At 71.6% G+C, this 23637-nt stretch carries 23 protein-coding genes and 1 pseudogene; 19 read left to right on the forward strand and 5 right to left on the reverse strand.

The annotated features are described in order from the left end of the window. Window positions 1-60: 60 nt before the first annotated feature. Window positions 61-555 carry a GyrI-like domain-containing protein gene (locus OG792_RS14125; RefSeq protein WP_329109986.1) on the forward strand — a complete coding sequence of 165 codons (495 nt, stop codon included), beginning with the start codon at window positions 61-63 and terminating at the stop codon, window positions 553-555. 93 nt (window positions 556-648) lie between these two features. Further along, window positions 649-1422 carry an rRNA methyltransferase gene (locus OG792_RS14130; protein WP_329109987.1) on the forward strand — a complete coding sequence of 258 codons (774 nt, stop codon included), beginning with the start codon at window positions 649-651 and terminating at the stop codon, window positions 1420-1422. 26 nt (window positions 1423-1448) lie between these two features. On the opposite strand, the gene OG792_RS14135 is transcribed toward OG792_RS14130, so the two are convergent. Both OG792_RS14135 and OG792_RS14140 read right to left on the reverse strand, forming a co-directional pair. After that, the gene (locus OG792_RS14135; RefSeq protein ID WP_329109988.1) at window positions 1449-3374 is read right to left on the reverse strand and encodes a S9 family peptidase; all 1926 of its coding nucleotides are present in this window, start codon (window positions 3372-3374) and stop codon (window positions 1449-1451) included. Window positions 3375-3383: 9 nt separating this feature from the next. After that, window positions 3384-4496 (reverse strand): FAD-dependent oxidoreductase, encoded by a 1113-nt coding sequence (locus OG792_RS14140; protein ID WP_329109989.1) that lies wholly within the window; start codon window positions 4494-4496, stop codon window positions 3384-3386. A 30-nt stretch (window positions 4497-4526) separates the two neighbouring features. Here OG792_RS14140 and OG792_RS14145 point away from each other — a divergent pair, with 30 nt between their 5' ends. Beyond that, on the forward strand, window positions 4527-5252 hold the full coding sequence (locus tag OG792_RS14145) for a TetR/AcrR family transcriptional regulator (protein ID WP_329109990.1): 726 nt from the start codon (window positions 4527-4529) through the stop codon (window positions 5250-5252). A gap of 230 nt (window positions 5253-5482) precedes the next feature. After that, a pseudogene (locus OG792_RS14150) lies at window positions 5483-5620 on the forward strand (MerR family transcriptional regulator); the annotation flags it as partial. A 186-nt stretch (window positions 5621-5806) separates the two neighbouring features. Here OG792_RS14150 and OG792_RS14155 read toward each other — a convergent pair. Continuing rightward, window positions 5807-6952 (reverse strand): cellulose binding domain-containing protein, encoded by a 1146-nt coding sequence (locus tag OG792_RS14155; protein ID WP_329109992.1) that lies wholly within the window; start codon window positions 6950-6952, stop codon window positions 5807-5809. 240 nt (window positions 6953-7192) lie between these two features. On the opposite strand from OG792_RS14155, the gene OG792_RS14160 reads away from it, so the two are divergent. The 11 genes from OG792_RS14160 (at window position 7193) to OG792_RS14210 (ending at window position 17563) form a co-directional block, all read left to right on the forward strand. Beyond that, window positions 7193-8032 carry a nitrilase-related carbon-nitrogen hydrolase gene (locus tag OG792_RS14160; RefSeq protein WP_329109993.1) on the forward strand — a complete coding sequence of 280 codons (840 nt, stop codon included), beginning with the start codon at window positions 7193-7195 and terminating at the stop codon, window positions 8030-8032. 42 nt (window positions 8033-8074) lie between these two features. Then, window positions 8075-9478: a dihydropyrimidinase gene (gene hydA / locus OG792_RS14165; protein ID WP_329109995.1), complete on the forward strand. Its 1404-nt coding sequence runs from the start codon at window positions 8075-8077 to the stop codon at window positions 9476-9478. A gap of 23 nt (window positions 9479-9501) precedes the next feature. Beyond that, window positions 9502-10983, forward strand: a complete 1482-nt coding sequence (locus tag OG792_RS14170) for a CoA-acylating methylmalonate-semialdehyde dehydrogenase (RefSeq protein ID WP_329109997.1) — start codon at window positions 9502-9504, stop codon at window positions 10981-10983. A gap of 20 nt (window positions 10984-11003) precedes the next feature. Beyond that, complete coding sequence (locus OG792_RS14175) at window positions 11004-12023, forward strand: TIGR03842 family LLM class F420-dependent oxidoreductase (protein WP_329109999.1); 1020 nt, start codon at window positions 11004-11006, stop codon at window positions 12021-12023. Next, a complete protein-coding gene (locus tag OG792_RS14180) occupies window positions 12020-12892 on the forward strand; it encodes an ABC transporter permease (RefSeq protein WP_329110000.1) in 873 nt (290 codons plus the stop codon). The genes OG792_RS14175 and OG792_RS14180 overlap by 4 nt, the downstream gene beginning before the upstream one ends. Next, window positions 12889-13767, forward strand: a complete 879-nt coding sequence (locus OG792_RS14185) for an ABC transporter ATP-binding protein (RefSeq protein ID WP_329110001.1) — start codon at window positions 12889-12891, stop codon at window positions 13765-13767. Before OG792_RS14180 ends, OG792_RS14185 begins: the two co-directional genes overlap by 4 nt. Next, complete coding sequence (locus OG792_RS14190; RefSeq protein ID WP_329110002.1) at window positions 13764-14549, forward strand: ABC transporter permease; 786 nt, start codon at window positions 13764-13766, stop codon at window positions 14547-14549. The genes OG792_RS14185 and OG792_RS14190 overlap by 4 nt, the downstream gene beginning before the upstream one ends. A gap of 91 nt (window positions 14550-14640) precedes the next feature. Continuing rightward, window positions 14641-15783, forward strand: coding sequence for an ABC transporter substrate-binding protein (locus OG792_RS14195; protein WP_329110003.1), 1143 nt, complete (start codon window positions 14641-14643; stop codon window positions 15781-15783). Window positions 15784-15941: 158 nt separating this feature from the next. Further along, the gene (locus tag OG792_RS14200) at window positions 15942-16394 is read left to right on the forward strand and encodes a cysteine dioxygenase (protein ID WP_329110004.1); all 453 of its coding nucleotides are present in this window, start codon (window positions 15942-15944) and stop codon (window positions 16392-16394) included. Between the two features lie 5 nt (window positions 16395-16399). Next, a complete protein-coding gene (locus OG792_RS14205) occupies window positions 16400-16894 on the forward strand; it encodes a rhodanese-like domain-containing protein (RefSeq protein WP_442932470.1) in 495 nt (164 codons plus the stop codon). Window positions 16895-16951: 57 nt separating this feature from the next. Then, window positions 16952-17563, forward strand: coding sequence for a winged helix-turn-helix domain-containing protein (locus tag OG792_RS14210; RefSeq protein ID WP_329110005.1), 612 nt, complete (start codon window positions 16952-16954; stop codon window positions 17561-17563). 34 nt (window positions 17564-17597) lie between these two features. On the opposite strand, the gene OG792_RS14215 is transcribed toward OG792_RS14210, so the two are convergent. Beyond that, window positions 17598-18521, reverse strand: coding sequence for an AEC family transporter (locus tag OG792_RS14215; RefSeq protein ID WP_329110007.1), 924 nt, complete (start codon window positions 18519-18521; stop codon window positions 17598-17600). A 193-nt stretch (window positions 18522-18714) separates the two neighbouring features. Between OG792_RS14215 and OG792_RS14220 the strand changes: the two genes are divergently transcribed. From OG792_RS14220 to OG792_RS14235, 4 genes are all read left to right on the forward strand, one after another. Further along, window positions 18715-19374: a winged helix-turn-helix domain-containing protein gene (locus OG792_RS14220; RefSeq protein ID WP_329110008.1), complete on the forward strand. Its 660-nt coding sequence runs from the start codon at window positions 18715-18717 to the stop codon at window positions 19372-19374. Between the two features lie 24 nt (window positions 19375-19398). After that, complete coding sequence (locus OG792_RS14225) at window positions 19399-20037, forward strand: uridine kinase (protein WP_329110009.1); 639 nt, start codon at window positions 19399-19401, stop codon at window positions 20035-20037. Window positions 20038-20213: 176 nt separating this feature from the next. Further along, window positions 20214-20612, forward strand: coding sequence for a TraR/DksA family transcriptional regulator (locus OG792_RS14230; protein ID WP_329110010.1), 399 nt, complete (start codon window positions 20214-20216; stop codon window positions 20610-20612). Window positions 20613-20741: 129 nt separating this feature from the next. Continuing rightward, window positions 20742-21170 carry a DUF2267 domain-containing protein gene (locus OG792_RS14235; protein ID WP_329110011.1) on the forward strand — a complete coding sequence of 143 codons (429 nt, stop codon included), beginning with the start codon at window positions 20742-20744 and terminating at the stop codon, window positions 21168-21170. A gap of 19 nt (window positions 21171-21189) precedes the next feature. On the opposite strand, the gene OG792_RS14240 is transcribed toward OG792_RS14235, so the two are convergent. Then, window positions 21190-23598, reverse strand: coding sequence for a glycoside hydrolase family 3 N-terminal domain-containing protein (locus OG792_RS14240; protein WP_329110013.1), 2409 nt, complete (start codon window positions 23596-23598; stop codon window positions 21190-21192). Window positions 23599-23637 lie beyond the last annotated feature (39 nt).

Genomic DNA, 23637 nt, shown 5'->3' on the forward strand with positions numbered 1-23637 from the left:
GGTGCTCCGCGCGCACAACCACAGCTCGGGTTCCGCCTGACCGTCGAAAGGAAGCGTCCCATGGACAGCCGCGTCATCGACCGCCCCGCGTTCCGGCTCGTCGGGTACGCGACCCGGGTCCCGCTGGTCCGCCAGGGCGTCAACCCGCACATTCGCCGACATGTCGCCGCACTGTCCGACGAAGAGCATCGCCGGCTGAAGGATTTGAGTGACACCGAGCCGACGGGTCTGCTCGCGGTCAGTGACGACCTCGACCCCGACCTCGTCGACGGCAGTGAGCTGACGTACCTGCACGGGGTTGCCGTCTCCCGCGACGCGCCGGCGGCCGATGGGCTCGACGCCATCGAGGTCCCGGCCGGCACGTGGGCGGTCTTCCGCGCTACCGGGCTCTACCCCGAGGCCCTGCGAGAGACCTGGGCCGCGATCGCGAGCGAGTGGTTCCCGTCCAACCGGTGGCGGCTGCGGCCGGGTCCGGAAATCGTCGCGGTGGTCGAGCGCGGAGCCGACTCCAGCACCGGGACGTACGAGCTGTGGCTCCCGGTGGAACCGATATGACCGGTTCCACCGGCACCTGAGCGACATCGAGTACACCGGCTCGGCCGCGCCGGCCAGCGCGACAGCGGTGCCAGGCGGTTATGCGGAGGTGTGATGACCTATCAATTTGTCACGGAACAACATGACTACTCCGACTTGGCCAGCGGGGCGGTGCTGCGTTCGGCGCCGGGCCACCCCGCCTTTCCGGTCCGGCTCGCGTCGGAGGTGTTCCTCCGCGCCTGGCACGCGCTGGAAGAAGCCCGACCACTGACCGTGTGGGATCCCTGCTGCGGCAGTGGTTACCTGCTCACGGTGCTGGGGCTGCTGCATCGGGACAAAATCGCCGGACTCATCGCTTCGGACATAGCCGACGATCCACTCCGGATCGCGCGGGCGAACCTTGCCCTCCTGTCCACCAGGGGGCTACGGAGGCGGACAGCCGAGCTGGACGAGCTGGCTCGCCGCTTCGGTCGGCCCTCGTACGTGAACGCGGCCGGGGCCGCACGGCGCCTACAGGAACTGCTTTCCCGGAGCGGCGGACAGGATCTGCCGCACGTTGTCGGACAAACCGACGTCTTCGACCAACGGCAGGTCGCGGCCCTGTTGGCGGTGTCACCACAGCCGCGACTCGTGCTGACCGACGTGCCGTACGGCGAGCAGACCGCGTGGCAGGGGGCGGGTCAGGCGGAGGGTGTTCCCAACCTGCTTAGGTCGCTCGCGTCGGCGCTCCCGGCCGACACCATGATCGCGATGATTGCCCGTGGCCGCCGCGTCCCGCTCCCGGCGGGCGTCCACGCGACGGCACGATTCAAGATCGGGACGCGGGCGGTGGTCCTGGTCCGCCTCCGGGACCTTCACGCCACGCTCGTCGGCGTATCCGGAGCATAAGGAGATCGGTTCGACCCCGGCGGTGGTCATCCGAGCCAACGGTCGAACCAGGCGCGGGTACGCCGGAGCAGGTCGAGTTGGTGGTTGCGTTCGCGAATCGAGTGACCCGCTCGGGGATACACGACGTACTCGTGCTCGACTCCGAACCTGCGCAGCGCGCGGTGGAAGAACTCCGCCTGTGCCAACGGGACGTTGGTGTCGTTCTCGCCGTGCAGGATCAGCACCGGCGTACGGATCCGGGAGGCGTACGAGATCGGGCTGAGCCGGTCGTGGCGGTGTGGACCCGTTCCTTCCCAGCCGCTGCTGCCGCCGAGGGCGGACTCGAACGGCCCCTCTTCCCCGGTCGCGGCGAGCATGCCCCAGTCGCTGATTCCGGCTCCCATCACGGCGGCCCTGAACCGGTCGGTCTGCCCGACCGCCCAGGCGGCCATGAACCCGCCGTGGCTCCAGCCGCCGATGCCCAGCCGGGCGGGGTCGGCGACGCCGTCGGCGACGAGCAGGTCGATACCGGCGCAGATGTCGGTCCACTCATCCAGGCCGACCGCACCGGCGACGCGTACCGCGAAGTCGTGGCCGTGCCCCTTGCCACCGCGCGGGTTCGGCAGGAACACGGCGTAGCCTGCGGTCGCCAGCCACTGACCGAACGGGTCCAGGCCGAGCATGAGCCGGTCGGCGTGCCGGTTGTACGGGCCGCCGTGCACCAGCGTCACCAGCGGAAAGGGCCCCTCCTCGGGGGACCGGCCGGCGGGCAGGATCAGCAGGCCGTCGAGGGCCAGCCCGTCGGACGCCTCGTATGCCAGGCGTTCCTGAACACCCCACCGGATGTCGCGGAGTTCGGGCCTGAGGTCGGTCAGCCTCGTCAGTGGCCCGCAGGCGCGGCCGGCGTGGACGTTTCCGGGCTCGTAGGAGGTGCTGACCACCACCGCGACCGTGTCACCGCGCCGGTTCGTGGTCAACGACGTCGCGAGGCCGTCGACCCGGGCCATCTCGACGAGGTGGGGCCCGAGCGGATCGAGCCGCTGGATCGCGGTATCGAGCCCGTCGGCGACCAGCACCAGCGGCGGACCGGTGTCGACCTGGACCAGATCGCTCGGGCAGCTGGTCGTGCCGGCGGTCAGGTTGCGGTGCTCGCCCACCGGCCCGCCGACCGGTACGGTGACATCGAGCACCGCGTGTCCGCCCACCAGGATCGGTGGGGTCTTCGCGACATATGCCAGGTGCCAGCCGTCGTCGGCGGACCACCAGACAAGCGACGACGCGTCCGCCGCCGCCGGCCCGAGGTCCCGCGTCCTGCCCCTGTCCGGGTCGAACAGGTGGAGAGCGGGCTCGACCAGGCCCGGGTCCACCTCGGGGGTCGACCAGGTGAGAACCGCCAGCATGCCGTCGTCGGGCCGCTGGGTCACCTCGACCACATGACGATCACCGAACCCGTCCGGTGTCCGGATCTCCCGGCGTCGTACGTCGAGCAGCCGCAACCGGTCCGGGCGTACGCGTTCGCCCCACACCCGGGCGTCGTCGCGCTCCCGGCGCCGACGTTCGTCCTCGGTGGACGGTTCGTCGGCCGCGATCACGACGACCAGGTCGGGATCGGCCAGCGGGAGGTGACCCGACACCCCACCGGACCAGGACGTGACCGCCTCCACGACCCCGTCGACCAGCCGGACCCGGTGTAGCTGCGCGGTGCCACGCTCGGCCCGGTCGGAAAGGAAGTAGACCAGCGACGAATCCGCGTCCCACCGAGGCGCCGAATCGTGCGCCTCACCCGAGGTCAACCGTCGCGGCGCCCCGCCTCCGTCGGTGGCGGCGACCCAGAGTTCGCCAACCGGGTGATCACCAGCCCGTCCGACCGGGGCGACCACGTACGCGACCCACCTGCCGTCCGGCGACAGCGCCAATGCCTGCGGAACACGACCGTCGACCACCAACTCGGCGGTGAGCTGTGTACGGGTCACCGGGGCACGCTATCGGTCAACCGCCCGCGCCGTGAAGAAGCGGGTGATGTCGTCCGCCGCGGTCGGGGACAGCATCATCGCCTGGACTCGGGTGGACATCTCGGCGATCGAACGGGTTCTGGTGAACATCGCCTCCTCGTACGTCCGGATCGCCGAGTCCGGTTCGGCGGGGTTGGCGGCGAGTTCGCCGGCGAGTTCGGCGGCGTCGAGCATGGCCTGATTGGCCCCCTCGCCGACCGGCGGCATGAGGTGCGCGGCGTCACCGATGAGGGTGATGCCCGGCCGGTTGGCCCAGCGCGCACCGATCGGCATCGCTTCGATCCGGCGCGGCGTCGGCTCGCTGTCGCCGGCCTCGATGAGTGCGGTGAGGCTCGGGTCCCAGCCGTCGAACAGGTCCAACAGAGCACGCTTACTGCGGTACGTGTCGATATCGCGGTCCTCGGCGCGCAACGAGATTCCGACTCGGATGCTGCCGTCGCCGAGGCGCTGCGCGGCGAGGATCTGGTTCGCGCCGATGCACCACAGGTTCCCGGGGCCGACCAGCTCGGCGACCTCCGGGTGGCGCCGGTCGGCGTCGCTGATGCCCAGCTCCACCAGGGTGGCCACGTAGGACAGTTTCGCGTCGGTCAGCAGCGACCGGACGACCGAACGCGCGCCGTCCGCGCCGACGAGGATGTCGCAGTCGGTCCGGTGGCCACCATGGAACCTCAGGCCGAAGCCCCCGGCGGGTCGTGGCGTCGCCGCGACGAGCCGGTGCTGCCACGCCACCGCGTCGCCCGGGAGCGAATCGAGCAGCAGGTCACGCAGCGCCCTCCGATCGATCTCGGGACGTCCGGAGAACGAGCCGGGTGGTGGCTTGTGGTGCACGAGGGTGCGTCCGGCCGGGTCGAGGATGCGATGTTCCTCGCCCTCGGGTCGCGCCTCGGTCCGGAACCGGCCGGCGAGACCCGCCTCGGCCAGGGCGTGCTGCCCGGACTCCGGGTGCAGGTCGAGTGAGCCGCCCTGCGATCGGGCGGACCGGCTCGCCTCGCGCTCGTACACCACCGCGTCGATGCCGTGGCGGTGCAGGATCCGGGCCAGGGTCAGCCCGCCGAGGCCGCCGCCGGCGATGGCTATTCGCATCAGAGACTTCCTTACCGTACGCTGTATTGTGTGAATACACCGTACCCTAGCGCGGCGGCGCCGATCTGGGAGCGGCCCGAGCCCCAGCCACGGGCCGCTCCGGTGCCGTTGACCCGCGAGAAGATCGCCGCCACGGCGATTCGGCTGGCTGACGCACACGGCCTCGACGGGCTGTCGGTTCGCAAGATCGCGACGGAACTCGGGGTCGGTCCGATGCGGCTCTACGACTACGTGGTCAACAGATCCGAGCTGCTCGATCTGATGGTCGACGCCGTCTACGCCCGGATCGGCGAGTCGGGCCAGCACTCCGACTGGCGCGGCGCGGTCCTGGCCATCGCCCACGCGACCCGGCTCGCCACCCTTGACCACGAGTGGTTTTCCGACCTGCTCGGCGGAAGGCCACACCTGGGACCGCACGCGCTCGCCGTGGGCGAATCGACCGCGGCGGCGCTCAGCCGGGCCCCGGGCGTGCGCGGCATCGATGACCTACAGCGGGCTGTGGGAACCCTCAACGCCTTCATCATCGGAGCGCTCCGCCGAGAGGTAACCGAGCGACGTACCGCCCGTTCCACCGGCACCGACGAGTCCGCCTGGCAGGCCAGCCTCGGCCCCTACCTGACCCGTCAGCTCGAAACCGGCAGGTACCCCACCGTCGCCCGGCTCGTCGTCGACGGCGCCCACCTCGACGCCGAGGAGACCTTCCACCGCAACCTGACCACCATCCTGGACGGCATCACCGGCCATCCCGGCACCTGACGACCCTTCGGGAGGCGCCCGACCGCCGCCGGCACCTTCACCGACGACCGGGGGCGGGCGGAGGCGTTGGGTTCGGCGCGTAGGCGGGTCCTGCTATCGGGCTTGACCTTGACGCAGCGTCAACCCTGCATGCTGGCGCGATGTCCAAGGATATTCAACTGGCAGGCGAGCAGGTTCGCGGGCCTGCGATCCGGGTCCGGGGCCCGGAGAAGTCGTACCAGGATCTGCACGTGCTGCCCGACGAGGCCTTCGTCCGCCTGATGGACTCGTTGGCCGACGCCGCGCACCCCTCCGTCGCGCGGCTGCGGGAGTTGATCGCCGAGCGTGGTTGGACCGGGTGGACCCGGGTGGCGAAGCGCGAGCCCTGAGCCAGCACGCCGTGCCGGCACCCGGGTCCCGTCACCGGCGGTACGGGTCGGCGACGAGGACGGCCCGAACCATCGGTTCGGGCCGTCCGTGCCGCCGTGGATCGTTCGTGGCCTCGTCCTGGGCCGTTGTCGCCGCCGTTGTCGCCGGGCGGCTCGGTGGCGTCGGGCAACGCCTCGGCGATCGGTTCAGGCGGTGCAGGTGACCGTCGGTACGGGGTTCGAGCCGTTCCAGCTGGCGATGAAGCCGAACGTCGCCGTCGCCCCCGGCGCCAGGTTGCCGTTCCAGGCCACGTTGCGGGCCGACACGTTCGTCCCGGTCTGGGTGAGCGTGGCGTTCCACGCCTGGCTGACCTGCTGCCCCGCGCCGAAGCTCCAGTAGGCGGCCCAGCCGGCCAAGACCCCGGTGCTTCCGTTGCGTACGGTCACCTCGGCCTGGAAGCCGCCCTGCCACTGTCCGGTCACCCGGTAGCTGGCGGTGCAGCCACCGGTCGGTGGTGCGGTGGTGGTCGGCGGCGGGGTGGTCGGCGGCCCGGTCGTCGGGGTACGGGTCGGAGTGGGGCTCGCCGTGGGCGTACGGGTCGGGGTCGGGCTCGCCGTCGGGGTGACGCTGTCGAGCGCCGCGGTCAGGGCGGGGTACCAGCGGTCGGACATCTTCTGGTCGCCGGCCGCGTTCGGGTGCACCCCGTCGTAGGTGTCGGTGCCGGTGCTGAAACCGGTCCACTGGTTGACCACCACGACGGGTGACGCGGCGGTGCTCTTCGAGGCGGCCCAGCCCGGAATGGCGTTGTTCAGGGCGACCACCCGCTGGCCGCACTCCGCGCAGGTGCTCGGCGCCATCGGGATGATCTGGGCGACCAGCACCCTCATCGCCGGGTTGCTGGCCCGCATCTGGTCGACCAGTCTGCCGTAGGCGGCGAGGATGGTCGCCGGTGCGACGTTGCTCCAGACGTCGTTGGTGCCGAAGTGCATCAGCACGATGTCCGGCCGGGTGGCCGACAGCCAGCCGGGCAACTGGTTCTGGTTGGCCACGTTGGTCACCAGCGCTCCGCCGTGACCCTCGTTCTCGCCGTCGTACGGCTGCCCGCAGCCCTGTGGGCCGAGCGTGCCGACGAAGTCGACGTTGGTGTAGCCGGTGGCCTGGAGCCTGTTCCAGAGCATCGAGCGCCAGCAGCCGGGCGAGCCGGTGATCGAGTCACCGAGCGGCATGATCCGGACCGGGGCGAGGGTGGTGGTCGGCGCGGACGCGGCCGGAAGGGTGGGCGTCGCGATCACGAGCCCGATCAGTACGGCCAGCGTGGCCAGCACGGCCTGACCGAGGGGTTTGCGGAGCATGGTCGTCTCCTGTCACGGTGCTGAGTGAAAGGTGTGACGGCCCGGTGCTCCCAGGGGCATTGAAGCAGGTAACTGTCTTCCGTTCAACCGTCCGGCGCGGGGCGCGGCCCGCGACGATGATCAATTGCAGCGTGTCATTTCTCCGAACGAGCCTGTAACAGATTGGCCATTGTCCACTCCGGCAAGTGTCACTAAGGTCCTACGCCATCCACCCGGAAACACCCGAGGGAGGAACGACCCGTGGCCGACAGCATCCGTGCCGCCCTGGTGCAGACCAACTGGACCGGTGACAAAGAGTCAATGATCAAGGCCCACGAGGAGTACGCCCGCCAGGCGGCCGCCCAGGGTGCCAAGGTCATCTGTTTCCAGGAACTCTTCTACGGTCCGTACTTCTGCCAGGTGCAGGACCCCGCGTACTACGCGTACGCGGAGTCGATCCCCGGCCCGACCACCGAGCGGTTCCAGGCCCTCGCCGCCGAACTGGGCATGGTCATGGTCCTGCCGATGTACGAGCAGGAGCAGCCCGGCGTCCTCTACAACACCGCCGCCGTGGTCGACGCCGACGGCAGCTACCTGGGCAAGTACCGCAAGACGCACCTCCCGCAGGTGCGCGGTTTCTGGGAGAAGTTCTACTTCCGTCCCGGAAACCTGGGCTTCCCGACCTTCGACACGGCGGTCGGCCGGATCGGCGTCTACATCTGCTACGACCGGCACTTCCCCGAGGGTTGGCGGGCGCTCGGGCTGGCCGGCGCGACGATCGTGTTCAACCCGTCGGCGACCAGTCGCGGGCTCTCGTCGTACCTGTGGCAGCTGGAGCAGCCGGCGTCGGCGGTCGCGAACGAGTACTTCATCGGGGCGATCAACCGGACCGGCATCGAGGACCTCGGCGACAACGACTTCTACGGCACGTCGTATTTCGTTGACCCGGAGGGCAAGTTCGTCGGTGCGGTCGGTGACGCGCACCAGCCCGAGCTGATCGTGCGTGACCTGGACCTGGGGCTGCTCGCCGAGGTGCGCGACCGGTGGGCCTTCTACCGGGACCGGCGCCCGGACGCGTACCAGGGGCTCGTGCAGCCGTAACCGACCGGGCGGGCAGGTCGAAACGAGCGGGAGGAGCGGGAGATGGCACTGCTGATCACCGGTGGGACCGTGATCGGCCCCACCGGGGCGCACCAGGCGGACGTCCTCGTCGAGGGCGAGACGATCGCCGCCCTGTTCGCCCCGGGGCGGGCGCCGGACGGCGACCACGAGGTCATCGACGCCACCGGGCGGTACGTCATCCCCGGCGGCATCGACGCGCACACGCACATGGAGCTGCCGTTCGGCGGTACGTTCGCCAGCGACACGTTCGACACCGGCACCCGGGCGGCGGCGTACGGCGGCACCACCACGATCATCGACTTCGCGGTGCAGCGGACCGGTGAGGTGGTCCAGGACGGGCTGGCCGCCTGGCACGCGAAGGCGGCCGGCAACGCCCACGTCGACTACGCCTTCCACATGATTCTCGGTGGCGTGGACGACGACTCGCTCAAGGCGATGGACCAACTCGTCGCGCACGAGGGGATCAGCAGCTTCAAGCTGTTCATGGCGTACCCGGGGGTGTTCTACTCCGACGACGGCCAGATCCTGCGGGCGATGCAGCGGGCCCGGGAGAACGGCTCGATGATCATGATGCACGCGGAGAACGGCATCGCCATCGACGTCCTGGTCCAGCAGGCGCTGTCCCGGGGCGAGACCGACCCGATCCACCACGGGCTGACCCGACCGGCCGCGCTGGAGGCGGAGGCGACCCACCGGGCCATCCGGCTGGCCGAGGTGGCCCGCGACTGCCCGCTCTACATCGTGCACCTGTCCGCCAGCGAAGCACTCGAACAGGTCGCCGCCGCCCGCGACGCGGGGCGCAACGTCTTCGCCGAGACCTGCCCGCAGTACCTCTACCTGACCCTGGAGGAGCAGCTCGGCGCACCGGGCTTCGAGGGCGCCAAGTGGGTCTGTTCCACCCCGCTGCGCAGCGGCCACGAGTCGCACCGCCGCGACCTGTGGCGCGGCCTGCGCGCCAACGACCTGGCCATCGTCTCCACCGACCACTGCCCGTTCTGCTTCAAGGACCAGAAGGAACTGGGCCTGGGTGACTTCTCGAAGATCCCGAACGGGATCGGCGGCGTCGAGCACCGGGTCGACCTGGTCTACCAGGGCGTGGTCGACGGCAAGCTGTCGCTGGAGCGCTGGGTCGAGACGATCTCCACCACCCCGGCCCGGATGTTCGGCCTCTACCCGCGCAAGGGCATCATCGCTCCCGGCTCGGACGCCGACATCGTGCTCTACGACCCGGCCGGGCAGACCACCATCGGCGTGGAGACCCACCACATGAACATGGACCACTCCGCCTACGAGGGCTACCGGATCGCCGGTCGGGTCGACACGGTCATCTCCCGTGGCACGGTCCTGGTCGCCGACGGGACGTACCACGGGCGGGCCGGTCACGGCCGGTTCCTGCCCCGGGGCCTGTCGTCGTACCTCGGCTAGCGAGCAAAGGGAACGTGAGAACGATGCGCGAGATTCCGCACTGGATCGACGGTGTCGAGGTCGCCGGCACCGGCGAGCGCCGGCTGCCGGTCTTCGACCCGGCCACCGGCGAGCAGCGGGCCGCCGTGGTCGCGGCCACCGACGAGGAGGTACGCGCCGCGGTGCTCGCCGCCCGCGCCGCGCAGCCCGGCTGGCGGGCCGCCTCGCTGTCCCGCCGCGCCGAGGTGATGTTCCGGTTCCGGGACCTGGTCGACGCGCACAGCAAGGAGATCGCCACCCTGCTCTCCGCCGAGCACGGCAAGACCGTCGCCGACGCCGCCGGTGAACTGGCCCGGGGGCTGGAGAACGTCGAGTTCGCCGCCGGGGCGCCGCACCTGCTCAAGGGCGACTACAGCGAGCAGGCCGCGACCGGGGTCGACGTCTACTCGATCCGCCAGCCGCTCGGCGTGGTCGCCGGGGTGACCCCGTTCAATTTCCCGGCCATGGTGCCGATGTGGATGTTCTGCACCGCGCTCGTCGCCGGCAACACGTTCGTGCTCAAGCCGAGTGAGAAGGACCCGAGCGTCTCACTGTTCCTGGCCGACCTGCTGCGCCGGGCCGGGCTGCCGGACGGGGCGTTCAACGTGCTCCAGGGCGACCGTACGGCGGTGGCCGCGCTGCTCGCCGACCCGGACGTGGCGGCGCTGTCGTTCGTCGGCTCGACCCCGGTCGCCCGCGCCGTCTACGAGGCCGGGACCAGGGCCGGCAAGCGGGTGCAGGCGCTCGGCGGGGCGAAGAACCACATGGTGGTGCTGCCCGACGCCGACCTCGCCGCGGCGGCCGACGCGGCCATCTCGGCCGGGTTCGGGTCGGCCGGGGAGCGGTGCATGGCGATCTCCGTGGTGGTCGCCGTCGGGGCGGTCGCCGACCCCCTCGTCGCGGCGATCGCGGAACGGATCGGCCGGATCCGGGTCGGCCCGGCCACCGACCCGGACGCCGAGATGGGCCCCCTGATCAGCGCCGAGCACCGGGACAGGGTGCGGTCGTACCTCGATCGGCCCGGCGGCGAACTGGTGGTCGACGGGCGGACGCTGCCGGCCGCCGACGGACCCGGTTTCTTCCTCGGCGCGTCCCTGGTCGACCACGTCCGGGTCGACTCCGACTACTACCGCGACGAGATCTTCGGGCCGGTGCTGTCGGTGGTCCGGGTGGACACCTACGAGCAGGCCGTCGACCTGGTCAACTCCAACGAGTACGGCAACGGCACGGCGATCTTCACCCGTGACGGCGGAGCGGCCCGCCGGTTCCAGTACGACGTGGTCTGCGGCATGGTCGGGGTGAACGTGCCGATCCCGGTCCCGGTGGCCTACTACAGCTTCGGCGGCTGGAAGGCGTCCCTCTTCGGCGACCTGCACATGTACGGGCCGGAGGGGCTGCACTTCTACACCCGTACGAAGGTGGTCACCTCCCGTTGGCCCGACCCGGCGACCAGCGAGGTCGACCTCGGATTCCCCAAGGTGCGCTAGCCCGACCAGGAGGAGCGGTTATGGACATCGGCGTGGTGTTCCAGTGCGACCCACCCGCGCGGGAACTGGTGTCACTGGCGCAACGGGCGGAGGCGGCCGGCTTCAGCCATGTCTGGACCTTCGACTCGCACCTGCTCTGGCAGGAACCGTTCGTCATCTACTCGCAGATCCTGGCCCAGACCGAACGGGTGATCGTCGGACCGATGGTGACCAACCCCGGCACCCGGGACTGGACCGTCACCGCCTCGCACTTCGCCACCCTGAACGAGATGTACGGCAACCGCACCGTCTGCGGCATCGGCCGGGGCGACTCGGCCCTGCGTACCCTGGGCTACCCGCCGACCAGCATCAACGAGCTGCGCGACTGCGTGACCGTGATCCGGGAGCTGGCGAACGGCCGACCGGCCACCTACCGGGGCCAGGAGCTGCGGTTCCCCTGGGCCACCGGTGGTGAGCTGGAGGTCTGGGTGGCCGCGTACGGGCCACGGGCGCTGGCTCTGGCCGGCGAGGTCGGCGACGGTTACATCCTGCAACTGGCCGACCCGGACATCGCCGCCTGGATGATCGGCGCGGTACGGGCGGCGGCGCAACGGGCCGGACGGGACCCGGCGGCGATCCGGTTCTGTGTCGCCGCCCCGGCCTACGTCGGCGACGACCTGGCCCACCAGCGGGACCAGTGCCGCTGGTTCGGCGGCATGGTCGGCAACCACGTCGCCGACATCGTCGGCCGGTACGGCGCCACCGGTGCGGTGCCGCAGGCGCTCACCGACTACATCGCCGGTCGGCAGGGTTACGACTACGCCGAGCACGGCCGGGCCGGCAACCGGCACGCCGACTTCGTACCGGACGAGATCGTCGACCGGTTCTGCCTGCTCGGCCCGGTCTCGGCGCACCTGGAGAAGCTGGAACGACTGCGCGCACTCGGCGTCGACCAGTTCGCCGTCTACCTCCAGCACGACGCCAAGGAACAGACCCTGGCCGCGTACGGCGAGCACGTCATCCCGGCCCTGCGGGCCGAGCCGGCCGCGAACGCCACATGACCCGCGCCGCACCGGCACCACGTACCGCCGTCGGGGTGGTCGGGGCGGTGCTGCTCGGCGGACTGGCATGGGAGGGCTACAAGGCGGTCGGCAACCCGGACGGGACCGTGTTGTTCGGGGTGCGGGTGCTGCCCCGGGCCGACGACGCCGCCATGCCGCACCTGGGCGAGATCCTGGGCCGCTTCGCCGATCCGGAGCGGGTCGGCGGCGATCCGATCTGGTTGGTGGTGACGAACGCAGGCCTGGTCACGTTGCGCAGCGTCGCGGTCGGGTTCCTCGCCGGGGCGCTGGTCGGGCTGCTGCTCGCGGTGCTGATGCAGCGGCTGCGCTGGGTCCGGCGCGGGCTGCTGCCGTACGTGGTGCTGTCGCAGACCGTACCGCTGATCGCGCTCGCGCCGGTGATCGCCGGCTGGGGCGGGCGGCTGTCGATCGGGTCGTACCCGTGGCAGCCGTGGATGTCGGTGGCCACCATCGCGGCGTACCTGGCTTTCTTCCCGATCGCCGTCGGGCTGCTGCGTGGGCTGACCTCGCCGGCACCGATCGCCGAGGAGCTGATGCGCAGCTACGCCGCCGGGTGGTGGCGCACGCTGGTGAAACTGCGGTTGCCGGCGGCCACCCCGTACCTGCATCCGGCGCTGCGGCTGGCCGGCGCGGCGGCGGTGGTCGGTGCCGTGGTCGGCGAGATCTCCACCGGCACCCGGGGCGGGATCGGCCGGCTGGTGATCGAGTATTCGCGGGAGGCGACCACCGACCCGGCCAAGGTCTACACCGCGCTGCTCGGCGCGGTGCTGCTCGGCCTGCTGGTGGCGGGCGCGGTCGCGCTCGCCGAACTCCTGCTCACCCCCGGACGAAGGGCGTTGACGCGGTGACCACCATCCAGCGTGAGCCGGCGGTCGAGATCACCGGCGTGACGAAGGTCTTCAACCCCGGCCGCCCGGACCGGGTGACCGCGCTGACCGGCGTCGACCTGACCGTGGGACGGGGCGAGTTCGTCAGCCTGATCGGCCCGTCCGGGTGCGGCAAGTCGACCCTGTTGCGCCTGGTCGCCGACCTGCTCCCGGTCACCGAGGGCACCGTACGGGTGGCCGGCAAGCCCGCCCGTGCCGCCCGCCTGGACCGCGAGTACGGCATCGCCTTCCAGCAGGCCGGTCTCTTCGAGTGGCGCACGGTCCAACGCAACGTCGAACTGCCGCTGGAACTGCGCGGCACCGGACGCCGGGAACGGCGGGACCGGGCCCGGGAGATGCTGGAACTGGTCGGGTTGGCCGACTTCGCCGGGCACTATCCGGCGCAGCTGTCCGGCGGCATGCAGCAGCGGGTGGCGATCGCCCGAGCGCTGGCGGTGCACCCGCCGCTGCTGCTGATGGACGAGCCGTTCGGCGCGCTGGACGAGATGACCCGCGAACGGCTCCAGGACGAGCTGCTGCGGATCTGCGCCCGTACCGGGACCAGCACGATCTTCGTGACGCACTCGATTCCGGAGGCGGTCTACCTCTCCGACCGGGTGGTGGTGATGTCGGCCCGTCCCGGCCGGATCACCGCCCGGATCGGCGTCGAGCTGGCCGAGCGGACCGAGACGACCCGGCAGTCGGCCGAGTTCTTCGCCGGCATCACCCGGGTCCGCCAGACGTTGCGCCATCAGCCGGCGGCCGAGGTTCCCGGCGATCCCGAACCAGCCGACCAACCGGGCCAGCAAGGTCAACCGGGCGAGGCGGAGTCGGCGGATCCGGCGGTGTCGCGGTGACCGGTGGCGGCGGAACGGGTCGGCTGCTGCGCGGCGTCGGTCCGCCGCTGCTGGTCGGGGTGGCCGGGCTGGTGCTGTGGGAGCTGACCGTCACCCTCGGGCGGGTGGCGCCCTTTCTGCTGCCGGCGCCGTCCGCGATCTTCACCGAACTGGTGGACAACCGGGCGGTGATCTGGCAGGTCGGGCTGGCCAGCGGCACGAACGCGCTGGTCGGGCTGATCGCCGGGACGGTGCTGGCGATCCTCGCGGCGATGCTGGCCAGCCGGTCCGACTTCCTCGGCGAGGTGGCGGTGCCGGTCGCGGCGGCGCTGAACGCGCTTCCGATCATCGCGCTCGCGCCGATCCTCAACAACATGTTCGAGTCGACCAGCAGCATCCCGCGCCGCAGCGTGGTGGCGATGGTGGTGTTCTTCCCGGTCTTCCTCAACACCCTGCGCGGGCTGCGGGAGATCGATCCCGTGCACCGCGAGCTGATGGCCAGTTACGCCGCCCCCGGCTGGACCTTCACCCGGTTGGTCCGGCTGCCCGGAGCACTGCCGTTCGTCTTCACCGGCCTGCGCCAGGCGTCCTCCCTGGCGGTGATCGCGGCGGTGGTCGCCGAGTACTTCGGCGGTCGGCAGGACGGGCTCGGATCGCGGATCACCTCGGCCGCCTCGTACACCGCGTACCCGCGCGCCTGGGCGTTCGTGGTCGGCGCGTGCGTACTCGGTCTTGTCTTCTATCTGGTCGCCCTCGGCCTGGAACGCCTGACGATGCCCTGGCGCGTACGGCGGTCCCGCTGACGACGGCCCTGCTGGGCACCTCGCCCGCCCGGCGCCGCCCGACGTCGGGGTCGACCGGCCCCGATGCGCAGAGTCAACCGCTGGAGGACAGATGGGTAGTCTCGGCAGACGGCGCCTGGTCGCCGGGCTCGTGAGTTGTGCGGTGCTGGCCGGCTGCGGCACCGCGGACGGCACCGGCTCCGGATCCACCGCACCGGGCGGGAAGACCTCGGTCAAGCTGCAACTACAGTGGTTCGTGCAGGCCCAGTTCGCCGGCTACATCGCCGCCGTGGACAAGGGCTTCTACCGGGAGCAGGGCCTCGACGTGGAGATCGTCGAGGGCGGTGTCGACATCGTGCCGCAGACGGTGCTGGCGCAGGGCCAGGCCGACTTCGCGGTGGCCTGGGTGCCGAAGGCGCTCGCCTCGCGGGAGCAGGGCGCGGGCATCACCGACATCGCCCAGATCTTCCAACGCTCCGGCACCTACCAGGTCAGTTTCGCCGACCGGGGGATCCGTACGGCCGCCGACCTGAAGGGACGCAAGGTCGGCAACTGGGGGTTCGGCAACGAGTTCGAGCTGTTCGCCGGGATGACGAAGGCGGGTCTCGATCCGGGCCGGGACGTCACCCTGGTGCAGCAGCAGTTCGACATGCAGGCGTTGCTGCGCGGGGACATCGACGCCGCGCAGGCGATGAGCTACAACGAGTACGCCCAGTTGCTGGAGGCGAAGGACCCGAAGACCGGTCAGCTCTACCGGCCGGAGGCGTTCACGGTGCTGGACTGGAACACGCTCGGCACCGCTATGTTGCAGGACGCGGTCTGGGCCAACAGCGACCGGTTGGCGCAGGACGAGGCGTACCGGGAGACGGCGGTGAAGTTCCTCACCGGCACGATCAAGGGGTGGGCGTACTGCCGGGACAATCCGCAGCAGTGCCGGGATCTGGTGGTCGCCCGGGGCGCCAAGCTGGGCGCCAGCCACCAGCTCTGGCAGACGAACGAGGTCAACAAGCTGGTCTGGCCGGCGCCGAAGGGGATCGGGCTGATCGACGAGACGGCCTGGAAGGCCACCGTCGAGCTGGCCCTGAATACTCGTAACCAGGACGGGCGAACGGTGCTGACCAAGCAGCCGGATCGGGCCGCGTACACCAACGAGTACGTCCAGCGGGCACTGGACGCGCTCAAGGGCTCGGGTGTCGACGTCACCGGCGCGGGCTTCCAGCCGGCCACGGTCACCCTGAACGAGGGCGGCGCCTGAGCGTCGGCACGACCGCGTCCCGGAGGCCCGTCCCGCCCGACGGGGCGGGCCTCGCCCGTTTCCCAACAGATGAGACGAAGTCTATTACCTACCAAGCCTATAGGTTTTATTGGCTAGGGTGGGTGCACTGGACCGATCGCTTTCGACGAGGAATGACGATGACCATCAACTCCACCGACCCGCTCGCCATCGCCCGCCGGTACGCCTCGGACCCGGCCTCCTGGCCGGAACCGGCCCGGTTCGACCCGGTCGAACGCTGGTACTCCCGCCTCGCCGGCACCGACGAGTACGAGGTCTGGCTGCTGACCTGGCTGCCCGGTCAGTCGACCGACCTGCACGACCACGGCGGCTCCTCCGGTGGTTTCGTGGTGTCCGCCGGTGCGCTCACCGAGGAGATCGTGGTCGGTGGCGAACTCCGGCCGACCGTGCTGCGCGCCGGCACCGGGCGCCAGTTCGGCCCGCAGCACGTGCACCGGGTCAGCAACCGGGGCGACGAGCCGGCGGTCAGTGTGCACGTCTACCTGCCGGCGCTGCGCCGGATGACCCGTTACGAACTCGACGGCGGCAAGCTTCGGGTGGCCGAGGTCGCCGAGGCGGGAGTGGCCTGGTGAAACTGATCAACTCGGCGCACCGGCAGATCGGCTGTCCGGACACCAGCGCACCGGTGGGATCCCGGAGCATCGACGAGATCCTGGAGGCGGCCCGGCTGCGGCTGCGTCGACTCGACCCGGAGGCGGGGCATCTCGCGTACCGGGGTGGGGCGCTGCTGGTCGACATCCGGCCGGCCGCCCAGCGGGCCGCGAACGGCTCAATCCCCGGCGCGCTGGTGATCGAGCGCAACGTGCTGGAGTGGCGGCTCGACCCGCGCAGCGACGCCCGGTTGCCGGTCGCGGACCGGTACGACCTGCCGGTGGTGATCTTCTGTCAGGAGGGCTACACCTCCTCGCTGGCCGCCGCCGCACTACAGGACGTCGGCCTCTACCGGGCCACCGACATCGTGGGTGGCTTCGCGGCCTGGCGGCTGGCCGGTCTGCCGGCGTTCGGCCCGACCGACGTCTACGCCCACCTGACCACCGCGCCCCCGGCGACCGCCGACCGGGCGTACCCCTGATTTCGCGCGCCACCGCGCTGCGGGACGGCACGGAACACCAGCGCTAGGAGGCCCCTCATGTCGGTCATCGCGATCAGCCCGCGCACGTACTCACCGTCGAGCGGATCGGTCCGGTCGACCCTCGCGCGTCGGCGGCCCGTGCCGAGCGGCGCCCCCACCACCCTCACCGTCACCCTCGACATCACGTTGAGCGACGGCGACACCCTGACCCCGCAGGCCACCCGCCTGCTGGAACTGGTCCAGCAGCTGGTCGAGCACGGTGACCGGGGGGCGGGTGTCGCGGACGTCACCGGCATCGCCCTGGCCGTCGAGCCGGCACCGGTCACACCCTTCGTCGGCGACGCCGAGCCGGCCACCGACCGGTTCGCTCCACTGCGGATCCTGGCCGGCTCCCGCAAGGTGCTGCGCGACGGCGCGCCGATCCCGCTCACCCGGTTGGAGTACGACCTGCTGGTGTTCCTGGCCGAGCACCCGCGCCGGGTGTTCACCCGACTCCAGTTGCTCAACAGCGTCTGGGGTTACGAACACGCGATCGCCCGCACCGTCGACGTGCACGTACGCCGGCTGCGGGCCAAGGTGGGCGAGGCGGTGCCGCTGGTGACGACGGTGTACGGGGTCGGCTACCGGCTCGCCGACGAGGCCCGGGTCAGCGTCGACCGCGACGCGTAGCCGCGCGCCGGTACCGGGGTGTGCCGGTGCCGGCTCAGCCCAGCCAGGCCGCGATGACCACCAGGGTCACGGCGGCGGCGAGGGTGGACAGCACGACGGCGTCCCGGGCCAGTGACTCGGCCCGCCCGTACCGGGTGGCGTAGACGAAGACGTTCTGCGCCGTCGGCAGGGCCGAGGTGACCACCGCCGCGAGCAGCGTCGGCCCGCCGAGCCCGAGGGCGAACCGTCCGATCAGGTAGGCCAGTGCCGGTTGGACCAGCACCTTGAGGCCGACCGCGGTGTAGCGTTCGACCGCCTCCGGGCCGCCGCGCAGCGGCCGGCTGCCGGGCAGCGACATGCCGAGGGCGAGCAGAGCCAGCGGTACGGCGGCCGACCCGACCAGCTCGAACGGCCGCATCACCGGATCCGGCAGCGGTACGCCGCTGACCGCGACGGCCAGCCCGGCGGCGCAGCCCAGCATGATCGGATTGCGGGCCGGCAGCAGGGCGAGTCGCCGGGCCGAGGGGCGGGCTCCGGTGGCGCTGGCGTCCAGCACGCCGAGCGCGAGCGGCGAGGCCAGCAGCACCTGGAACAGCAGCACCGGCGCCACGAAGGACGCGTCGCCGAGGACGTACGCGGCCACCGGCAGGCCGAGGTTCGCCGCGTTGACGTACGAGGCGCTGAGCGCGCCGACCGTCGCCTCGCCGGCCGGTCGGTGCCACACCCAGCGGGCGAGCGCCAGGTAGGCCGCCGCGACCAGTACCGTACTGAGCACGAAGACGGCCAGGGCCGGGGTGAACACCTCGGCGAGCGAGGAACGCGCCAGCGTGGTGAACAGCAGTGCCGGGGCGGCGACGAAGAAGGCGAGTCGGGCCAGTACCGTCGTGCCGTCGGGGCCGAGCAGGCCGGTGCGGCCGATCAGGTAACCGGCGAGCGTGACCGTCCAGATGACCGTGAAACCGGTCAGTACTCCCCGCACTCGATCATCGTGGACCGCCCCGCCGGATTTCCCAAGATCTGGTACGCAGAGCGAGCGTTCAGTTTCGATGCGTGCGTCAATTGTCACATTCATGCAACGTAAAGGCCCCTTGACCCTGCCCGTGGTGGCCGGAAACATCGAGCCTGCGGCACCACGAGCCGCGGGGAATTCCCCCCACCAGCCAAGGAGGACCATGTCGGTCAGCCCCGCCTCGTCGCGTGCCGGATGGCACACGTCCCAGCCAACGGGACCTGGTCGCCCGCCGGGTGCCCAGCGGCGCCCGCCCAGCGCAGGGGCGCCCGCGCTGACCGTGACACTGTCCATTCCGCTCGGTGGGGAGGAGGTGCTGACCCCGTCGGCGCAGCGGCTGCTCGACGCCGCCCGCGAACTGCTCGAACACGGGCAGGCCACGGTCATCTCCGGACAGTCCCTCGGCGACCGGCGTACCGCCGAGCCGGCGGCGCTGCGACCACCGGCCCGACCCGCGACGCCGGAGCCGAACGACGCCGGCCAGGTCTCGACCGAAGCGTCCGCCGCCGACCCGACCTCGCCCGAGGTGCGCATCCTCGCCGCGTCCCGCTCCGTGCTGCTCGACGACCAACCACTGCCGCTGACCCGGCTGGAGTTCGACCTTCTGCTGCACCTGGTCGAGCACCCCCGGCGGGTCTTCACCCGGCTGCAACTGCTCGCCGCCGTCTGGGGCTACGAGCACACCGGCGTACGCACGGTCGACGTGCACGTACGTCGGCTGCGCGGCAAGGTCGGCGCGGACGTCCCCCTGGTCACCACCGTGTACGGGGTGGGCTACCGACTCGCCGACGAGGCGCGGATCACCATCGACCAGACCGGCTGACCCCGTTCGGGCAGGATGGACCGGGTGAGGATCCGCCCGATCAGCCCCGAGTCGCTGGTCCAGGAACTGGCCGACCGGCTCGCAGCCGTTCGCCCCGGAACGCCGGTACGGGTGGCGGTCGACGGTCCGGCCGCCGCCGGACCGGACGAACTCGCCGACGCCCTGGTCGACCCGCTGCGCCTGCGCGGCCGCCCGGCACTGCCGATCAGGGCCACCGACTTCCTCCGGCCGGCGTCCCTGCGCTACGAGTTCGGGCGGGACAACCCGGACGCGTTCTACACCGACTGGCTGGACGAGGCGGGACTGCGGCGCGAGGTGCTCGACCCGGCCGGACCCGGCGGCACCGGCCGGATCCTGCCGTCGCTGTGGAACGCGCGCACCGACCGGGCCAGCCGGGCCGACTACGTCGACCTGCCGGCCGGGGCGGTGCTCCTGATCAGCGGGCCACTGCTGCTCGGTGGCGGCCTGCCCTTCGACGTCAGCGTCCACCTTGTCCTGTCGCCGGCCGCTTTGGCCCGACGCACCGACCCGAACGACGCCTGGACCCTGCCCGCCTTTGCCCGCTACAGCGAGGAGGTGGCCCCGGCGACCTTCGCCGACGTGGTGGTACGGATGGACGACGCCCGCCGGCCCGCCCTGGTCGAACCGGGCGGGCCGGGCTGAACCGCGCCCCGCCGGCACGGCGGGTCGGGCCGGCCCGGAAGGTGCCGGGGCGGCCGTGAAAATTCCTGGTTTGACGGCCGCCCGATACGGGTATGCGCCCGGTCACGGTGGACCGCGCCGGACCAACCGGGTCCTGGCAGCGAGTCCACCGCCGTCACGGAAAGGCAGGGCAGCGCATGCTCGTCAACGTTGCGGTCGACACGGACCGTTCCCAGGCGGACATCGACCTGATCCGGGTCGCCCTGGAGGCTCGCTTCGACGAGCTGACCGGCGAGTACGACGACGCCCTGTTGCAGAGCCAGGTGCTGCGGCTGGTGGAGGTCGGTGACACCGCCGGTGACGACCAGGCCGACAGCGGAACCAAGACCGCCGAGCGGGACACCGCACAGTCGTTGCTGCGGACCATTCTGGACCGCCGGGCGCAGTTCGAGCACGCGCTGGCCCGGTTGGCCGAGGGAACCTACGGCTGGTGCGAGGGGTGTTCCGCGCCGATCCCGGTGGAACGGTTGGAGATCTTCCCGTCCGCCACCACCTGTGTCTCCTGCAAGCAGGTACGGGAGCGGCGAGCCGCCTGACCCGGGTGCACCCCGGCGACGGTTCGCCCGGTTCACCCGGCTCGGGTGAGCCTCGCTCACCCGGCTCGGGGCGACCCTTGGGGGAAGCACCGGCCGGGGGAGCCGGTGGCACACGGATGGGGGACAGTGATGGCCAGCAATCCGTACTCGACCTTCGAGGCGTCGATCGACAAGACGAACCTCATCCTCAAGGACATCGAGCATGCGTACGGGTGGCCGAAGCAACGGCGCAACCAGTCGTACGCGGCGCTGCGCACGGTGTTGCAGCTGCTCCGGGACCGGCTGCCGGTGCAGGAGAGCGTCCAGTTCGCGGCCCAGTTGCCGGTACTGGTGCGCGGCGTCTACTTCGAGGGCTGGCAGCCGAGCGACGTACCGGTCAAGCTGAACCGCGAGGACTTCCTCTACGAGGTCCGGCAGGGCTTCCCGTACGAGGTCGACGGGGGCGCCGAGGGTGTGGTGAAGACCGTTCTCGACGCCCTGCGCCGGCACATCAGCCCGGGGGAGTGGGACGACGTCAGGTCGACCATGCCCAAGGACCTGAGCACGATCATCCCCTGACCCGCGTACCGGATGGCTCTCACTCCACCGTCACCCCGGCGACCAGCCGCCGCCGGTGGTCGACCCGGCGCTCGGCCCCGATCAGCCGCAACGGCACCGTGAACCGGTGGTCGGCGCTGGACGCGGAGAGCCGCAACTCCAGGTCGCCCGGCTCGACCACCCGGTGCCCGTCGCGACCGGTGAACGAGGTGAGATCGGTGTGCACCGCGAAGGTCACCCGCCGGGACTCGCCGGGCGCGAGCGGGATCCGGGCGTAACCGGTCAGCCGGACCACCGGCCGGGTCACCTGGGCCACCGGGTCGTGCAGGTAGAGCTGCACCACCTCGGCGCCGGACCGAACGCCGGTGTTGCGCACGGTCACCGACACCGACACGGTGCCGTCGGTCGGGATCTCGGTGCGCCGGTCCCCGTCCGCTGCGACACCGTCGACCCGGGCGTCGCTCCAGTCGAACCGGGTGTAGGACAGGCCGTACCCGAACGGGTGCCGGGCGGTCGGGTCGACGTTGCTGACCTCGGTACGCTGGCCCAGCGCCGGTGCCAGGTAACCGGACGGCTGCCCGCCGGGTAGGCGGGGCACGCCGATCGGCAGCCGGCCGGACGGGTTGACCCGACCGCCGAGTACGCCGGCGATCGCGGGCCCGCCCTCCTCACCGGGAAAGAACGTCTGCACCACGGCCGCGAGCCGGTCGGCCCACTCGCCGAGGGCGTACGGGCGCCCGGCGAGCAGCACCAGCACCACCGGAGTGCCGGTGTCGAGCAGTGCGGTGAGCAGGTCCTGCTGCACGCCCGGCAGGTGCAGGTCGGCCGCGTCGGAGCCCTCGCCGGAGGTGCCGGCGCCGAACAGGCCGGCCCGGTCGCCGAGGACCGCGACGCAGACGTCGGCACCGGTGGCGGCGGCCACGGCCGAGGCGATCCCGGACCGGTCCGTACCGTCGACCGCGCAGCCGGCGGCGTGGTCGAGCCGGGCCCCGGGCAGCTCGGCCCGCAGCGCGGCCAGCAGGGTGGGGATCTCCACCCCGGCCGGTACGCCCGGATGCTGACCGCCGACATGGCTCGGGAAGGTGTAGCAGCCGAGCATCCCGGTGACGCCGTCGGCGAGCGGCCCGACCAGCGCGATCCGGGACTCGGGGGCGAGCGGCAGGACGCCGGAGTTGGCGAGCAGCACCACCGACTCCTCGGCGAGTTCGCGGGCCAGCGCCCGGTTGGCCGGCGGGTCCAGGTCGAGGGTGCCCTCAAGGCCGGCCGGTTCGTCGGCCCGCCCGGCCAGGGCCGCCGGTTGCGGTGACCAGTCCGGGTCGAGCAGTCCGAGCGCGCACTTCTGCCGCAGCACGCGGGCGGCGGCGCGGTCGATCAGGTCCTCCGGCACGGTGCCGGCGCGGACGGCGGCGACCAGGCCGGGCCCGAAGCAGCGGACGGCGGGCAACTCGACGTCGACCCCGGCGGTGAGGGCGAGCCGGGCCGCGTCGACGGTCGAGTCCGCCACGTGGTGCAGCAGTTGCAGGAAGGCGATGCCGAAGTAGTCGGCGACGACGGTCCCGGTGAAGCCCCACCGATCCCGCAGCAGGTCGGTGAGCAGCCGTTCGTCGGCCGCCGCCGGTACGCCGTCGACCTCCGCGTAGGAGTGCATGACCGAACCGGCCCCGCCGTCGCGCACGGCCATCTCGAAGGGCGGGAGCAGCACGTCGGCGTACTCGCGCGGGCCGACCGCCACGGGTGCGAAGTTACGGCCGGCGCGGGAGCCGGAGTAGCCGGCGAAGTGCTTCAGGGTGGCCACCACCCCGGCCGACTGCAACCCCCGCACGTACGCGGTGGCGATCGTCGCCACCAGGTACGGGTCCTCGCCGATGGTCTCCTCGGTCCGCCCCCAACGCGGGTCGCGGCTCACGTCGAGCACCGGAGCCAGCCCCTGGTGTACGCCGACCTGCCGCAGGGCGGCGCCGATCTGCGCGGCCATCCGTTCCACGAGCTCCGGGTGGAAGGTGGCGCCCCAGGCCAGCGGGGTGGGATAGACGGTGGCGCCCCAGGTCATGAACCCGGAGAGGCACTCCTCGTGGGCGATCGCCGGGATGCCGAACCGGTTCGCGGCGACGATCTCGGCCTGCATCCGGGCGAGTGCCCGCGCACCGAGTGCCGGGTCGATCGGCGCGGTGCCGAACGGCCGGGTGAGCTGACCCAGGCCGACCCGGATGAGTTCCCGCCAGTCCGGGATCTCGTCCACCATCTCGTGCTGGTGCGGGGCCATGTCCTCGTCGGTCACGTCCGCGCCGACCCAGACCCCGTACAACTGGGCGATCTTCTCCTCCAGCGACAACCGGCCGAGAAGGTCGTCGACCCGTACGTCGACCGGTCGGGTCGGGTCCTGCCAGGGTGCCGGCGGGGTCGCCGTCAGGGTGCGGTGGCCGTCGCCGGCCCGGGGATCGCTGCTCATGGCAGCCTCCTGTCGCTTGTACCGGCATTCCGAAAGTCC

The sequence above is a fragment of the Micromonospora sp. NBC_01699 genome (genome assembly GCF_036250065.1).
In the GTDB taxonomy this organism is placed as follows: Bacteria; Actinomycetota; Actinomycetes; order Mycobacteriales; family Micromonosporaceae; genus Micromonospora_G.

What these genes read in the sequence shown, in the direction of transcription:
- OG792_RS14125 (WP_329109986.1), top strand. Translation starts at nt 61, where the DNA reads ATGGACAGCCGCGTCATCGACCGCCCCGCGTTCCGGCTCGTCGGGTAC.
- OG792_RS14130 (WP_329109987.1), top strand. Translation starts at nt 649, where the DNA reads ATGACCTATCAATTTGTCACGGAACAACATGACTACTCCGACTTGGCC.
- OG792_RS14140 (WP_329109989.1), bottom strand. Translation starts at nt 4,496, where the DNA reads ATGCGAATAGCCATCGCCGGCGGCGGCCTCGGCGGGCTGACCCTGGCC.
- OG792_RS14155 (WP_329109992.1), bottom strand. Translation starts at nt 6,952, where the DNA reads ATGCTCCGCAAACCCCTCGGTCAGGCCGTGCTGGCCACGCTGGCCGTA.
- hydA (WP_329109995.1), top strand. Translation starts at nt 8,075, where the DNA reads ATGGCACTGCTGATCACCGGTGGGACCGTGATCGGCCCCACCGGGGCG.
- OG792_RS14170 (WP_329109997.1), top strand. Translation starts at nt 9,502, where the DNA reads ATGCGCGAGATTCCGCACTGGATCGACGGTGTCGAGGTCGCCGGCACC.
- OG792_RS14175 (WP_329109999.1), top strand. Translation starts at nt 11,004, where the DNA reads ATGGACATCGGCGTGGTGTTCCAGTGCGACCCACCCGCGCGGGAACTG.
- OG792_RS14180 (WP_329110000.1), top strand. Translation starts at nt 12,020, where the DNA reads ATGACCCGCGCCGCACCGGCACCACGTACCGCCGTCGGGGTGGTCGGG.
- OG792_RS14195 (WP_329110003.1), top strand. Translation starts at nt 14,641, where the DNA reads ATGGGTAGTCTCGGCAGACGGCGCCTGGTCGCCGGGCTCGTGAGTTGT.
- OG792_RS14200 (WP_329110004.1), top strand. Translation starts at nt 15,942, where the DNA reads ATGACCATCAACTCCACCGACCCGCTCGCCATCGCCCGCCGGTACGCC.
- OG792_RS14210 (WP_329110005.1), top strand. Translation starts at nt 16,952, where the DNA reads ATGTCGGTCATCGCGATCAGCCCGCGCACGTACTCACCGTCGAGCGGA.
- OG792_RS14220 (WP_329110008.1), top strand. Translation starts at nt 18,715, where the DNA reads ATGTCGGTCAGCCCCGCCTCGTCGCGTGCCGGATGGCACACGTCCCAG.
- OG792_RS14230 (WP_329110010.1), top strand. Translation starts at nt 20,214, where the DNA reads ATGCTCGTCAACGTTGCGGTCGACACGGACCGTTCCCAGGCGGACATC.
- OG792_RS14235 (WP_329110011.1), top strand. Translation starts at nt 20,742, where the DNA reads ATGGCCAGCAATCCGTACTCGACCTTCGAGGCGTCGATCGACAAGACG.
- OG792_RS14240 (WP_329110013.1), bottom strand. Translation starts at nt 23,598, where the DNA reads ATGAGCAGCGATCCCCGGGCCGGCGACGGCCACCGCACCCTGACGGCG.